7 protein-coding genes are annotated in these 14,837 nt (G+C 65.9%); 5 read left to right on the forward strand and 2 right to left on the reverse strand.

Features of this window, described 5'->3' with window-relative positions:
- Window positions 1-13 precede the first annotated feature (13 nt).
- Window positions 14-889 carry a zinc ABC transporter permease AztB gene (gene aztB, locus FGU64_RS02940; RefSeq protein ID WP_139950809.1) on the reverse strand — a complete coding sequence of 292 codons (876 nt, stop codon included), beginning with the start codon at window positions 887-889 and terminating at the stop codon, window positions 14-16.
- Window positions 889-1,716 carry a zinc ABC transporter ATP-binding protein AztA gene (aztA, locus tag FGU64_RS02945; RefSeq protein ID WP_139950810.1) on the reverse strand — a complete coding sequence of 276 codons (828 nt, stop codon included), beginning with the start codon at window positions 1,714-1,716 and terminating at the stop codon, window positions 889-891. Before aztA ends, aztB begins: the two co-directional genes overlap by 1 nt.
- Before the next feature lie 206 nt (window positions 1,717-1,922).
- Here aztA and FGU64_RS02950 point away from each other — a divergent pair, with 206 nt between their 5' ends.
- The 5 genes from FGU64_RS02950 to FGU64_RS02970 all read left to right on the forward strand — a co-directional run bounded on the left by FGU64_RS02950 (window position 1,923) and on the right by FGU64_RS02970 (window position 14,836).
- Window positions 1,923-2,264: a RidA family protein gene (locus FGU64_RS02950; protein WP_136355870.1), complete on the forward strand. Its 342-nt coding sequence runs from the start codon at window positions 1,923-1,925 to the stop codon at window positions 2,262-2,264.
- Window positions 2,265-2,621: 357 nt separating this feature from the next.
- Window positions 2,622-11,177, forward strand: coding sequence for a glucoamylase family protein (locus tag FGU64_RS02955; RefSeq protein WP_139950811.1), 8,556 nt, complete (start codon window positions 2,622-2,624; stop codon window positions 11,175-11,177).
- 276 nt (window positions 11,178-11,453) lie between these two features.
- A complete protein-coding gene (locus tag FGU64_RS02960) occupies window positions 11,454-13,232 on the forward strand; it encodes a glucan ABC transporter ATP-binding protein/ permease (protein ID WP_136355874.1) in 1,779 nt (592 codons plus the stop codon).
- 93 nt (window positions 13,233-13,325) lie between these two features.
- The gene (locus FGU64_RS02965; RefSeq protein WP_139950812.1) at window positions 13,326-14,081 is read left to right on the forward strand and encodes a heme ABC transporter permease; all 756 of its coding nucleotides are present in this window, start codon (window positions 13,326-13,328) and stop codon (window positions 14,079-14,081) included.
- A 68-nt stretch (window positions 14,082-14,149) separates the two neighbouring features.
- On the forward strand, window positions 14,150-14,836 hold the full coding sequence (locus FGU64_RS02970; RefSeq protein WP_139950813.1) for a D-lyxose/D-mannose family sugar isomerase: 687 nt from the start codon (window positions 14,150-14,152) through the stop codon (window positions 14,834-14,836).
- The last annotated feature ends 1 nt before the right edge of the window (window position 14,837 follow it).

Raw genomic sequence — 14,837 nt, forward strand, 5'->3', positions numbered from 1 at the left:
GTGTCTCCTTGGGTCAGGCGGTTCTGTGGCGGTGGGTGACCAGACGGGCGCGCAGCGCGCCCCGCGTGCCGGCCAGCACGGAAACGAGATAGACCGCGCCGGCCGACAGGATGATGGCGGGACCGGAGGGCAGGGCGGCATGATAGGACAGAAGCAGCCCGGCGACGCAGGAGGCGAAGCCGATCGCCACCGCCGCGACGCACATGGTCTCAACGCGGGCAGTCCAGAAGCGCGCGGCGGCGGCGGGCAGGATCATCAACCCGACCGACAGCAGCGTGCCAAGTGCCTGGAAGCCGCCGACGAGATTGATGACGACGAGCCCGAGGAAGATGAAATGCACCGGGCTGCCCAGCCGGCTGACCGAGCGCAGGAACAGCGGGTCGAGGCATTCCGCCACCAGCGCGCGCCAGAAGACGAATAGGGTCAGGAGCGTTATCGCCGTGATCGAACCGATCAGCCACAACGCTTCGTTGTCGAGCGCCAGAACCGTGCCGAACAGGACGTGCATCAGGTCGACGCTGGAGCCGCGCACCGACACCATCAGCACGCCGAGTGCCAGCGAGATCAGGTAGAAGGCGGCCATGGAGGCATCCTCGCGCTGCACGGTGAAGCGTGAGACGGCACCGGCGCCGAGCGCCACGACGATGCCGGCGACGAGGCCGCCAACGGTCATCGGCAGGATTTCCAGTCCGTAGAACAGGAAACCGGCAGCGGCGCCCGGCAGGATAGCGTGCGCCATGGCGTCGCCGGACAGGCTCATGCGCCGCAGCATCAGGAAGACGCCGACCGGACACGCGCCGGCCGACAGAAGCAGCGAACCGAACAGCGCCTTCTGCATGAAGGCGTAGTCCACGAACGGGGCGACAAGGAGGGCGTAAAGGGTTTGCATCACGCCGCCTTCGGTCCGTTGGCGGAGGCAAGGGCATCGGCGTCATGCGCGTGATGATGGTGCGCGTGACCATGATCGTGCGCATGATGATGGGCGTCCGGCTCGCACCACGGCGCGTCGTCTTCCCAGGCTTCGTGGAAACGCCTTGCGCGCGCCATGTTTTCCGGTCCAAGCGCGGTCGCCGTCGCGCCCCATGCCACAGGCTGGCGGGCGAGCAGCAGCGTTTCGGGGAAATTATGGCGCACGAGATCGAGATCGTGTGCCACCACCATGACGGTCCGTTCCTCTCCGTGCCAGCGCTTGATGAGGGCGATCAGGTCGCCGACCGTCTTGGCGTCGACGGCATTGAACGGTTCGTCGAGCAGGATCAGCCCGGCATCCTGCACCAGCACGCGCGCGAACAGGGTGCGCTGAAGCTGGCCGCCCGACAGCGTGTCGAGCGCGCGCGTCTCGAAACCCTCCAGCCCGACGGCGGCCAGCGCCTCGGCGACCGCCGCCCGGTCCTGAGCCGTATGACGGCCCAGCAGGCCGCGGCGAGGCCAGAGTCCCAGCGAAACCAGGTCGACCACCCGCGCCGGAAAAGATCGGTCGAGTTCCGATTGTTGCGGCAGGTAGGCAATGCGCACGCCGTCCGCCTTCGTGACGGCGCCGGCCATCGGCTTCAGGGCGCCGACAATTCCCTTCATCAGTGTCGACTTGCCCGAACCGTTGGCGCCGACGACCGCCGTCAGCGAGCCCCTGCGCACCACGCCGTCGAGGTGATGCACGGCCGGATGGCTGCCGTAGCCGAGCGTCAGGTCACGAAAGGTGAGGCAGGCCTGGTCCATCGGTCGTCCAGCAGGAAGTGGTTCGGCGCTGGGTATGTGATGTTATTACATTTGTCAATCGCCGCGTCGCTTCTTTCCCTCGGGACGAGAATGCGCGGCGAATGGCTGGCTGGACCCACAGATCGCTGCCGCGCATGGCTTGCCGCGGGCGGCTGGCGCCACTACACAGGCGCCGAAGCAACCCGGAACCTTGAAAGGAACTATCCATGACCGTTCGTCGCATCGATGTCGGCCCGCGCATGAGCCAGATCGTCATCCACGGCAACACCGTCTACCTGGCTGGCCAGACCGGCGAGGGCGAAGGCGTCGGCGCGCAGACGCGCGACATCCTCAAGTCCGTCGACGAGCTGCTGGCCAAGGCCGGTACCGACAAGACGAAGATCCTCCAGGCCATCATCTGGCTGTCGGACATGGCGACCTTCGACGAGATGAACAAGGAGTGGGAAGCCTGGGTGCCGCAGGGCCACACGCCGGCCCGCGCCACCGGCGAGGCGAAGCTCGCCGCACCGAAATACAAGGTGGAAATCATCATCACCGCGGCGATCTGAGCCGGCTTTCGGTTTTCATCCGGCGGCCCGCGCGACCATCGCGCGGGCCGTTTTCGCAAGATGGATGCAAAACGATTAAAACCTGTCTTGAAGTGTTATCGGCGGGTTCGTGGAATCCGGGCTTGCTGACGACGCCGCATCACGAAAAAGCCCCAATCCTTTCTCTTCGATCCGCCCGGCATGTGCAGGGGTGCATGCCCGGAGGTTGTCGGGGGGACAACGCCTGCTATTGTGCGTCGGGATGAAAGCGCTGCCTCACTCGACATCCATCGCAATGCAACCAATCGCAGTCGCATCGGTTTTCGCACTACGATCCGCGGCACCGTCGCGGGTCATTCCCGCCTTTTGGACTCTTCGATGAACATTCAGACCAGCCCCAAGCAGCTAGAAGCGACCGGCACGGGGTTTCCCGCTTCGCCGGAAGATCCGATCCGCGCGCAGTTCCTTCCCGAGGAACGCCTGCGCTCGCTCGGCGAGAAGCTGGCCAGGGGTGAGGTCACGGAGCTCGAAGGACTGGAGGTCTTCGATTTCCAGGCGCGCATCCGCGACAACGCCAAAAAGATCCTCGAGGTCTACCGCACCGTCAACGCCGCGCAGGGCAAGGGCGAAACGGTCACGCCGGCGGCGCAATGGCTGCTCGACAACAACTATCTGGTCGAGGAAACTATCTACCAGATCAAGCGTGACCTGCCGCGCCGCTTCTACCGGCAGCTGCCGAGGCTGCAACTGGCGAACGGCAAGAGCGTGCCGCGCGCGCTCGCCCTTTCGTGGGCCTATGTCGCGCATTCCGACAGTTCGGTGTCGGCCTCCATGTTCAAGGCGATCGTCGAGGGGTTCCAGTCCGTCGAACCGATGAAGATCGGCGAGATATGGGCGCTGCCATCGCTGCTGCGCTTCGTGCTGATCGAGAACCTGCGGCGGCTGGCCGTGCGGGTTGCCCGCTCGCGCTCGATGCGGCTGATCGCCAACGAGGTCGCCGACAAGGTTCTGGCCGACCGCAAGGACGACGATCTGGCGCTGCTTTCGCCCTATGCCGCGCATGCCCGCGACACCACCTTCGCCACCCAGCTTCTCTACCGGCTTCGCGACGGCTCGCAGAACGCCGGCAGGGCGCTGGAGTGGCTGGAGGGCGAACTGGAGAAATCGGGCTCGGACGCCGAGGAGATCATCATCGCCGAGCACCAGACGCTGTCGAGCGGCAACGTCACCACCGGCAACATCATCCGCGGCCTCAGGCTCATCAACGACGTCGACTGGACGGTCTGGTTTGAGGAGGTCAGCCGTATCGATGCGCTGCTGCGTGAGCGCACCAATTTCGCGTCGCTCGATTTCGCCTCGCGCGACCAGTACCGCCAGGAAATCGAGGAACTGGCCAAGCGTTCGGACAAGTCGGAATATGTCGTCGCCGAAAAGGCGACCGAACTTGCCGGCTACGCCCAGCGGCCGGGCGTCGCGCAAGGTGACGTCCTGCCGGCAGAGTGCGTCGATGTCGGCTTCTTCCTGGTCGGGCCGCGCCGCCTCGAGCTTGAGCAGGCGATCGATTTCAGGCCGGCTTTCGGCCTGCAGTTGAAGCGCGCCTTCGGCCGGGCTGGCTGGCTCGGCATCGTCGTGCCGGTCTTTCTGCTGACCGTCCTGTTGATGTGGATGGCGGGCAGCGCGCTCGCCGCCCTGAACCTTCTGTCGCCGACCGCCATCGGGCTGATCCTCGTCCTGTTCGCCGTGCCGGCCAGCGAGGGCGCGCTGGCCTTCTTCAACACGATGGTGCTGCTGTTCCTGAAGCCGTCGCGGCTTGTCGGCTACGAATACAAGGACGGCCTGCCGGTCGAGGCGCGCACGCTGGTGGTGGTGCCCTCGCTGATCGGCTCGCGCGACGACGTCGAGGAAAACATCCGCAACATCGAGGTGCATCACCTCGCCAACATCTCGGACGAACTCCACTTTGCCCTGCTCTCGGACTGGCCCGACAGCAAGCAGGAGATCAGCGCCAACGATACCGAGATCCTTCAGTTTGCCCGCGAACAGATCGCCCGCCTGAACATGCGCTATCCCGCCGAAGGCGGCGTGCCGCGCTTCCACCTCCTGCATCGCCGCCGGCTCTACAACCCCGCCCAGGAGTGTTGGATGGGCTGGGAGCGCAAGCGCGGCAAGTTGCATGAGCTGAACCTTTTGCTGCGCGGTGACAGCGACACCACCTTCATGCCTCTCGACGCGCCGCTGCCGGAAAACATCGTCCACGTCATGACGCTCGACGCCGACACCCGCACCACGCGCGACGCGATCGTGCGGCTGGTCGGCAAGCTGATGCATCCGCTGAACAGGCCGCAATTCGACGCCGGGCGCCGCACCGTCACCGCCGGCTACACGATCCTGCAGCCGCGCATCACCCCCTCGCTCACCACCGGCGACGAGGCCTCTTTCTTCCAGCGCGTGTTTTCCGCCAACCGGGGGCTGGATCCTTACGTTTTCGCCGTCTCCGACCTTTACCAGGACGTGTTCGGCGCCGGTTCCTTCACCGGCAAGGGCCTCTATCACATCGACGCCTTCGAGGCGGCGCTGAAGGACCGCATCGACGAAAACACCGTGCTCAGCCACGATCTGCTGGAAGGCGCGCTGGCCCATTCGGCGCTCGTTACCGATGTCGAGCTGGTCGAAGACTATCCCACCCGCTACTCGGTCGATGCCTCGCGCCAGCACCGCTGGGCGCGCGGCGACTGGCAGCTGCTCAATTTCATCCTCGATCCGCGCTCCGGCGTGCCGGCGCTGTCGCGCTGGAAGATGGTCGACAACCTGCGCCGCTCGCTGACGCCGATCTTTTGGGTCATGGCCTCCATAGCCGGCTGGACGCTGCTGCCCTTCACGCAGGCGGCGCAATGGCAGGCGGTGCTGATCCTGACGCTGTTCATGGCGCCCACCTTCGACATCGTGAACGCCATGGTGCCGAAGAACCTGGACGCGACGGCGCGCGGCCACTTCTCGGCACTCGTGCGCGACGTCGCTTTCGGCACCGCCATGGTGGCGCTCAAGGTGGTGCTGATGGCGCATCTCGCCTGGATGATGGGCGATGCCATCGCTCGCACGCTCTATCGGCTGTTCGTCAGCCGCAAGAACCTGCTCGAATGGCGCACCGCCTCGCAGGCCTACAAGAGCGGCAGCAACGACTTCGGTTCCTATTACGGCATGATGTACGGCGCCGTCGTTATCGGCGTGATCGGTCTGGCGATCCCGGTGCTGGCCGACTCGACCGGCGCCTTCGTCGCCTTCTTCTTCGCCCTGTTCTGGATCGGCTCGCCCGCCTTCGCCTGGCTGATCAGCCGTTCGGCCGAGACGGAGGACCGGCTGCACCTGTCGCCGCAGGACGTGCATGCGCTGCGTATCGCGGCGCGGCGCACCTGGCATTATTTCGAGACGTTCGTGACGGAAGAGCATCACCACCTGCCGCCGGACAATTTTCAGGAAAATCCGCTTCCCGTTGTCGCGGCGCGCACCTCGCCGACCAATGTCGGCGTCTATCTCCTGTCGGTCGTGTCGGCGCGCGATTTCGGCTGGATCAGCCTCACCGATGCGGTCGCCCGCATCGACGCCACGCTCTCGACCATCGAGGGCATGCCGCGCAGCCGCGGCCACCTCTACAACTGGTATGAAACGCGCGACCTCAAGCCACTCTATCCGCTCTATATTTCGGCCGTGGACAGCGGCAATCTCGCCGGTCATCTGGTCGCCGTGGCCGCCACCTGCGCGGAATGGGCGGAGGCGCCCTCTGTGCATCTCCAGGGCGATTTCGACGGCATCCTCGATATCGTCTCCATCCTGGAGGAGAGCCTTGACGAGCTGCCGGACGATCGTCGCCAGCTCAGGCCGCTGCGGCAGAGGCTGTCCGACCGGCTGGACGGCATGCGCCGCACCGTGCGCACCATCAAGTCGCAGCCGGAAATGGCATCGATCCGCACCATCAACCTGGCCGTCCTGGCCGGCGAGATCCGCAAGCTCGCCGCCGCCATCCACACCGAAGCCGGCTCGACGCACAGCGACATCATCGCCGACTGGGCCGCGAGGCTGGAGGCGACCTGCGAGGCGCATGTCAGCGACGCCCACAGCGACGACAAGGCGGTGGAAGGCTTGCGTGCCAAGTTGCTGGAACTGCGCGAGCGAGCCCGCCGCTTCGCCTTCGAGATGGATTTCTCCTTCCTCATGCGGCCCGAGCGCAAGCTTCTGTCGATCGGCTACCGGGTGGAAGAACACCAGCTCGACGAGGCCTGCTACGACCTTCTGGCCTCCGAGGCGCGGCTGACCAGCCTGTTCGCCGTCGCCAAGGGCGACCTGCCGACCGAGCATTGGTTCAAGCTCGGCCGCCCGATCGTCGAGATCGGCTTCCGCGGCGCGCTGATGTCGTGGTCGGGCTCGATGTTCGAATACCTGATGCCGCCGCTGGTGATGAAGGAGCCGGCCGGCTCCATCCTCAACCAGACCAGCAACCTCATCATCAAGCGCCAGATCCAGTACGGCCGGTCGAAGAACGTGCCGTGGGGCATTTCGGAGGCCGCTTACAACGCGCGCGACCGTGAGATGAACTACCAGTACACCAATTTCGGCGTGCCGGGCCTCGGCCTCAAGCGCGGCCTTGGCCAGAACACGGTGATCGCGCCCTATGCGACGGTGCTTGCCGCGCAGTTCATGCCGCGCGAGGCGGTGGAGAACCTGAAGCGCCTGAAAGCCATAGGCGCGCTGGGCCGCCACGGCTATTACGACGCCATCGACTTCACGCCGCAGCGCGTGCCGGAAGGCGCCACGCATGCGGTGGTGATGAACTACTTCGCGCACCATTCCGGCATGTCGATCGCAGCCGTCGCCGACGCCGTATTCGAGGGACGCCTGCGCGACCGCTTCCACAGCGATCCCGTCATCGAATCGGCCGAGCTCTTGTTGCAGGAAAAGGCGCCGCGCGAGATTCCGGCCGACACCGTCCGCACCGAGGCGGAAGAGCGTACCTCCGTCGACGAGACGGTGGTGCAGAGCCCCGATACCCGCGTCATCCTCGACCCGGCGCTGGCGCTGCGGTCCACCAATCTCCTGTCCAACGGCCGCTATTCGGTGATGGTCAGTGCCACCGGCTCCGGCTACAGCCGCTGGGGCGAGCTTGCCGTCACCCGCTGGCAGCCGGACCCGACGGAAGACAGGCTGGGCTCCTTCGTCTTCCTGCGCGACGTCGAGACCGGCGACTGGTGGTCGGCGACCACCGAACCGCGCAAGGCATCGCACGAAACGGCGCAGGCGCTGTTTTCCGACGACAAGGCGAGCTTCATCAAGAGCGTCGGCTCCCTGCGCTCCGAAGTCGAGTGCATCGTCGTGTCGGAAGGCAACGGCGAGGGCCGCCGCGTCACGCTCTACAATGACGGAGCGACGGACCGCCACATCGAGGTAACGTCCTTCGCCGAACTCGTGCTGGGTTCGGAAGCTTCGGACAACGCCCACCCAGCCTTCTCCAAGATGATGGTGGAGACGGAGATTTCCGCCGACAACGGCACCATCTTCGCCACCCGCCGCAAGCGCGATGCCGGCGAGCCCGACATCGCCATGGCGCATTTCGTCACCGACCCGTCCAGTCTGGCCCGCGACACCGAAGCCGAGACGGACCGCCGCGCCTTCATCGGCCGCGGACGCAGCATCGCAGACGCGGCGGCCTTCGATCCGGGTGCGCGGCTGAGCGGCAGCGCCGGTTTCACGCTCGATCCCATCGCGGCACTGCGGCGGCGCGTGCGCGTGCCGGCCAACAAGAAGATATCGCTGGTGTTCTGGACCGTCGTCGGCGCCAACCGCACGGAAGTGGAGGAGGCGAGGGCGCGGCTGGACCACGGCGAAAGCTTCGCCCGCCAGGCCATGCTCGCCTGGACGCGCTCGCAGGTACAGACGCGCCATATGGGCCTTTCGCTTACCGACGCCGCCAACGTGCAGCAGCTCGGCCGTTACCTGATCTACCCCGATCCGTTCCTGAGGCTGCCTTCGGAAGCGATCTCGTCGGGGCTGGGCAAGCAGTCCAGCCTGTGGCCGACCTCGATCTCGGGCGATTTCCCGATCCTCGCGGTGCGCATCGCCGATGTCGCCGACCTGGAGATCGTCGCCCAGGCGCTGCGCTTCCAGGAATATCTGCGTGCTCGCGGGCTGATGGTGGACCTCGTCGTCGTCAACGAGCAGGCCTCGTCCTACGTGCAGGATCTCCAGCAGGCGATCGAAGCGCTGTGCGAGAACAGCCGCGTGCGCGGCACTGAGCTCGGACCGCGCCAGCACATCTTCGCCGTGCGCCGGGACCTGATGGACGAGCCGACCTACCGTACGCTGCTGGCCGTCGCGCGCGTCGTCCTGCATACCCGCAACGGCACCATCTTCGACCAGATCGAGCGGGCCGAGGCGACCGCCTTGCAGGCGCGCGACGAGATGCGCGCCCTCGGCGGCGCCGAACCCGCCAAAGCGCAGCCGGCGCGGCAAGAAACGATCAAGGACGTCGCGGCGGACGGATCAGGCCTCGACCACTGGAACGGCTTCGGCGGCTTCGATGGCGACGGACGCCATTACGTCACCCGCCTGACCGGCCGGCGCACCACGCCGCAGCCCTGGATCAACGTCATTTCCAACGCCGCCTTCGGCTTCCATGTCTCGGCCGAAGGGGCGGCCTTCACCTGGAGCCGCAACAGCCGCGACTATCAGTTGACGCCGTGGTCGAACGATCCGGTCACCAACCGGCCGGGCGAGGGCGTCTATATCCACGACCTCGACAGCGGCGAGGCCTTCTCGCCGATGGCGGCCGTCGTGCGCGATCCCGCCGTGACCTACGAAACCTGGCACGGGCAGGGGTTCTCGACGTTGCGCGCCACGCGCGGGCCGCTCGCCATGGACCTGACCCATGTGGTCGACCCCGACGATCCGGTGCGCGTCTCGCGTCTGCGCATCCGCAATGAGGGCTCGTCGCCGGCAAGGCTGCGCATCTATGCCTATGCCGAATGGGTGCTCGGCACTCACCGCTCGAAGACGGCGGGCACTATCGTTCCGTCGCAGGACGCCGCGACCGGCGCGTTGTTCGCGCGCAATCCCTACGGGCTGGATTTCGGCGGCCGCATAGCCTTCCTCGCGGCTGACGAACAGCCGCAATCCGTCACCGCCGACCGCCAGGAATTCCTCGGGCGGCATGGATCGAGCGAGAAACCACAGGCGGTGCTCAACGGCACGGCGCTTTCCGGCCGCATCGAGGCAGGCGACGATCCTTGCGCGGCTTTGGCGCGTGACGTCGAGATTCCGGCGGGCGGCAACGTCACGCTGCTGTGGCTGCTGGGCGATGCGGCATCGCCGGAGGAAGCCGGCGAGTTCATCCGCCGCAATCGCGAGAAGGATTTCGACCAGCGGCTGGCCGACAACGAACGCGACTGGCGCGCCTTCCTCGATACCGTCCAGGTCGAGACGCCGGACAAGGCGCTGAACGCCGTGGTCAACCACTGGCTGCCCTATCAGGCGGTCGCCTGCCGCATCCGCGCTCGCTCGGCCTTCTACCAGGCAAGCGGCGCCTTCGGCTTCCGCGACCAGTTGCAGGACACGCTGTCGCTGCTCATGCACGACCCGGCGCTGGCGCGCGAGCAGATCCTGAACGCGGCCGGCAGGCAGTTCCCGGAGGGCGACGTGCAGCACTGGTGGCTGCCGCGCACGGGCGCCGGCGTACGCACGATGATCTCCGACGACGTCGTGTGGCTGGCCCACGCGGTCAGCCGCTATGTCACGGTGACCGGCGACAGCGCGATCCTCAAGGAGCCGCTGCCCTTCATCGACGGGCAGGTTCTGGCCGAGGGCGAGCACGACGCTTTCTTTGCGCCGGAAGTCTCAAAGCGCTCGGTTTCGCTCTATGAGCATTGCGCCCGCGCGCTCGACCTCGCCATCAAGCGCAGCAGCCCGGCCGGCCTGCCGCTGATCCTCGGCGGCGACTGGAACGACGGCATGAACCGCGTCGGCGAAAAGGGCAAGGGCGAGAGCGTGTGGCTCGGCTGGTTCCTGCTCGGTACGCTGCGCGACTTCGCCGCCGTCGCCAAGGCGGAGGGCGACGACAAGCACGCCAAGGCCTGGGAAAAGCATGCGGACATGCTGAAGCGTGCGCTGGAGAACACCGCCTGGGACGGCGAATGGTATCGCCGGGGCAGTTTCGACGACGGCACGCCGCTCGGCTCGCACGACTCTGCCGAATGCAAGATCGACTCGATCGCCCAATCGTGGAGCGTATTGTCGGGCGAGGGCGATCCGGCGCGCTCGCGCACGGCCATGGATCAGGCAAGACGCATGCTGGTCGACGAGGATCTCAAGATCGTCAAGCTGTTCACGCCGCCTTTCTCCAAGACGGACAAGGACCCCGGCTATATCAAGAGCTATCCGCCGGGCGTGCGCGAGAACGGCGGCCAGTATACCCATGCCGCGACTTGGTTCGTGATCGCGCTGGCCGAGATGGGGCAGGTCGACGAGGCCTATCGCTGCCTGTCGATGCTCAACCCGGTCAACCACGCGCTGGACGAGGCGGCTGCCGAGCACTACCGCGTCGAGCCTTATGTGGTTGCCGCCGACATCTATGCCGGCGACAAGGGCGGGCGCGGCGGCTGGACATGGTATACCGGCTCGGCAGGCTGGCTCTACCGCGCCGCCGTCGAGCATGTCCTGGGCATCGAACGGCAAGGCAGGCGCATCGCCTTCAACCCGAAAATCCCAAGCGATTGGGATGGTTATTCGGCCAAGCTCACCTTGCTCGGCGCGCGCTGCTCGGTGCGCGTGGTGCGCGCCAAGGCGGCCAAATCCGTCTCGCTCGAGGTCAATGGCGCAAAGGTGAAAGGCGCCTCCCTGGACCTGAAGAAGGGCGGAAACTTCGACGTCGTGGTAAAAATCCCCGGCTGAAACAGCCTTTTCACGGCCGCCCGGACCGGGCGGCCGAAAGCGCGCCGCTCAAAATTGCCGCAACGGCAGCGGTTGCCGCAATTTCGCCGCAGAGCAGGCATTTCACCTTTTATCTCAACTCGTTACCGTTCACGGCAAATTTCCGGCCGTTGCCATCTTTTGTTCGCCGAATCGGAACGCAAGGGGCTTTCGGCCATTGTTTTCCGACCTGCCGAACGATACTTGTTCACGCCGAATGGGACAGCGCACAACTGATAGGTTCGTGGAGTAGCCAAGGTGTCCATCCTTCAGATCTACTGGCGAGCGCTGGGTTATCTTGCCGCCGACAAGAAGCGGGTGTTCTTCATCTGCTTCGCCAACGTAGCCCTCGCGGTCATCGCCATCCTTGAGCCGATCATGTTCGGCCACGTGATCGATTCCATTTCCGACCACACGGACGTCGTGCCGCCGCTGGCTATGTGGGCCGGCCTCGGCGCCTTCAACATCGTCGCCTTCGTGCTGGTGGCGCGCAGCGCCGACCGCTTCGCCCATGCCCGCCGCAGCGAGGTGCTGTGCGAGTCCTTCGAGCGCATCATCACCATGCCGCTCTCGTGGCATCACCAGCGCGGCACGTCCAATTCCCTGCACACGCTGCTTAGGGCCGTCGAAACTCTGTTCAGCCTGTGGCTGGAGTTCATGCGCCTGCATCTCTCCACCGTCGTGGCGCTGGCGCTGCTGATCCCGACCGCGCTGTCGCTGGACCTTCGCATGTCGGTGGTGCTCATCGTACTCGGCGTTCTCTACTTCGCCATCGGCCGCCTCGTCATGCGCCGCACCAAGGAAGGCCAGGCCAGCGTCGAGCGCCATTACCACAAGGTGTTCGCGCATGTGACCGACTCCGTCACCAACATTTCGGTGCTGCAGAGCTACAACCGCATCGGCCACGAGACCGAGGCGCTGAAGCGCTACGCTACCGATCTCCTGAAGGCCCAGAACCCGGTGCTCGACTGGTGGGCCATCGCCAGCGCGCTGAACCGGCTTTCATCCACCATCTCCATGATGGTGGTGCTGATGATCGGCGCCTATCTGGTCACGCAAGGGCAGTTGCGCATCGGTGAAGTGATCGCCTTCACCGGCTTCGCCACGCTGCTGATCGCGCGTCTCGACCAGGTCTCGGCCTTCGTCAACCAGATTTCCGAGGCCCGCGCCAAGCTGGAGGAGTTCTACCGTCTGGAAGACTCCGCCGTCGACGAGGCCGAGCCCGAAGGCCTGCGTGACCTGAACGCCGTCACCGGCCATATCCGCTTCGAGAACGTCGGCTTCGAGTTCGCAGCTTCCAGCCAAGGCGTCGAGGACGTGTCCTTCGAGGTGCAGGCGGGCCAGACGGTCGCCATCGTCGGCCCGACGGGTGCGGGCAAGACGACGCTCATCAACCTCCTCCAGCGCGTCTATGCGCCGCAGAAGGGCCGCATCCTGATCGACGGCGTCGACACGCGCACCGTGACCCGCAAGTCGCTGCGCCACGCCATCGCCACCGTGTTCCAGGATGCCGGCCTGCTCAACCGCTCGATCGAGGACAACATCCGCATCGGCCGCGCCGACGCCAGCAACGATGACGTCCACGCCGCCGCCGAGGCCGCCGTGGCGCAGGATTTCATCCTCGCCAAGAGCGAAGGCTACGACACCATCGTCGGCGAGCGCGGCGGCCAGCTTTCGGGCGGCGAGCGCCAGCGCATCGCCATCGCCCGCGCCGTCCTGAAGGATGCGCCCATCCTGGTGCTGGACGAGGCGACGAGCGCGCTCGACGTCGAGACGGAGGGCCGCGTCAAGGAGGCCATCGACGACCTCAGGCGCGACCGCACGACCTTCATCATCGCCCACCGGCTCTCGACCGTGCGCGATGCTGACCTTGTGATCTTCATGGACAAGGGCCAGGTCGTCGAGCAGGGCGGCTTCGTCGAACTGTCGATGCGCAACGGTCGCTTTGCATCACTGCTGCGCGCCGGCGGCCTGCTCAACGACGAGGAGGTTCGCCGCATGAGCCGCCTTTCCGCCGTGCAGGACGCTGCCGCCTGACGAGCCGTGTCCGGGCGGCGGCGCCTTGAAAGCACCGCCGCCGCGACAAGCCGTCGATTGCCCGAACCGTCGCGCCGGTTTATGTAGCGGCCTATGAGCGAGACGAGCGCACGCCCGACCGGCTGGATGGACCTGGCGAACCCGACCCGGTTCGTCGCCTTTGCCACGCGGCTGGCGCCCTGGCTGTGGACGATAGCCGCAATCATCCTGATCGGCGGGCTCTACCTGAGCTTCGCCGCGCCCGGCGACTTCCAGCAGGGCATCACCGTGCGCATCATGTATATCCATGTGCCGTTCGCCTGGCTGGCGATGCTCTGCTACACGCTGATGGCCGTCTCGGCGCTCGGCACGCTGGTGTGGCGTCACCCGCTGGCGGATGTCGCGCTGAAATCGGCTGCGCCCATCGGTGCCGCCTTCACCGCGCTGGCGCTGATCACCGGCTCCATCTGGGGCAAGCCGATGTGGGGCACGTGGTGGGTGTGGGATGCCAGGCTGACCTCGGTCTTCGTGCTGTTCTTGATGTATCTCGGCATCATCGCGCTGACCCGCGCGCTCGACGATGCCGGCCGCGCCGCCTGGGCGGCTGCCGTCATCACCCTGGTCGGCTTCGTCAACATCCCCATCATCAAGTTCTCGGTCGACTGGTGGAACACGCTGCACCAGCCAGCCTCTGTGTTCAGGCTGGATGGCCCGACCATCGACATCTCCATGCTGGTGCCGTTGCTGGTCATGGCGGTCGGCTTCACCGTGCTCTTCTTCGCCCTGCATCTCACGGCAATGCGCACCGAGATCCTGCACCGGCGTATCGTCGCCATGCGCCGCATGGCGGCGCGCCAGGCGAGCGCATAAGCGGCATCGACACGCCCGGACCATTCCGCTAATGCGGACAGGTCGTCCAGCCGAGTCCGGGAACGCCCATGAAACGGTCCGCCGTCAACGCCATCATCCGTGAAGCCGACGCCTTCATCCGCTCCTTCGGCTATGTCATGCCGCCCTTCGCTTATTGGTCGCCCGATGAGATGAAGGCGCGCCGGCAGAGTTCGGCTGGCATCTTTTCGTCCCGTCTCGGCTGGGACATCACCGACTACGGACAGGGCAAGTTCGATGAACTCGGCCTGTTCCTGTTCACCGTGCGCAACGGCCGCTTCGAGGACATGAAGAAGGGCGCCGGCATGCTCTATGCCGAGAAGATCATGATCTCGCGCAAGGACCAGCTTTCGCCGATGCACCGCCACGTCATCAAGGCGGAGGACATCATCAATCGCGGCGGCGGCAAGCTGGTGCTGGAACTGTTCATGCCCGATGCCGATGGCGGCATCGATCCTAACGCCGAGGTCTCGGTGCCGGTGGATGGCACCATCCGCAAGCTGCCGGCCGGCGGCCTGTTGAAACTCGATCCGGGCGAGAGCGTGACGCTGCTACCGGGCGTCTGGCACGCCTTTTGGGCCGAGGGCAGGGACGTGCTGATCGGCGAGGTTTCGACCGTCAACGACGACCTGACCGACAATATCTTCCGCGATCCCATCGGCCGCTTCGCCGCCATCGACGAGGACACGCAGCCACTGCACCTCCTGGTATCCGACTATGAGAAGTGGGTGGGCTAGC

It is taken from the genome of Mesorhizobium sp. 8, assembly GCF_006351905.1.
GTDB classification, from domain to species: Bacteria; Pseudomonadota; Alphaproteobacteria; order Rhizobiales; family Rhizobiaceae; genus Mesorhizobium; species Mesorhizobium composti.

What these genes read in the sequence shown, in the direction of transcription:
- aztB (WP_139950809.1), bottom strand. Translation starts at nt 889, where the DNA reads ATGCAAACCCTTTACGCCCTCCTTGTCGCCCCGTTCGTGGACTACGCC.
- aztA (WP_139950810.1), bottom strand. Translation starts at nt 1,716, where the DNA reads ATGGACCAGGCCTGCCTCACCTTTCGTGACCTGACGCTCGGCTACGGC.
- FGU64_RS02950 (WP_136355870.1), top strand. Translation starts at nt 1,923, where the DNA reads ATGACCGTTCGTCGCATCGATGTCGGCCCGCGCATGAGCCAGATCGTC.
- FGU64_RS02955 (WP_139950811.1), top strand. Translation starts at nt 2,622, where the DNA reads ATGAACATTCAGACCAGCCCCAAGCAGCTAGAAGCGACCGGCACGGGG.
- FGU64_RS02965 (WP_139950812.1), top strand. Translation starts at nt 13,326, where the DNA reads ATGAGCGAGACGAGCGCACGCCCGACCGGCTGGATGGACCTGGCGAAC.
- FGU64_RS02970 (WP_139950813.1), top strand. Translation starts at nt 14,150, where the DNA reads ATGAAACGGTCCGCCGTCAACGCCATCATCCGTGAAGCCGACGCCTTC.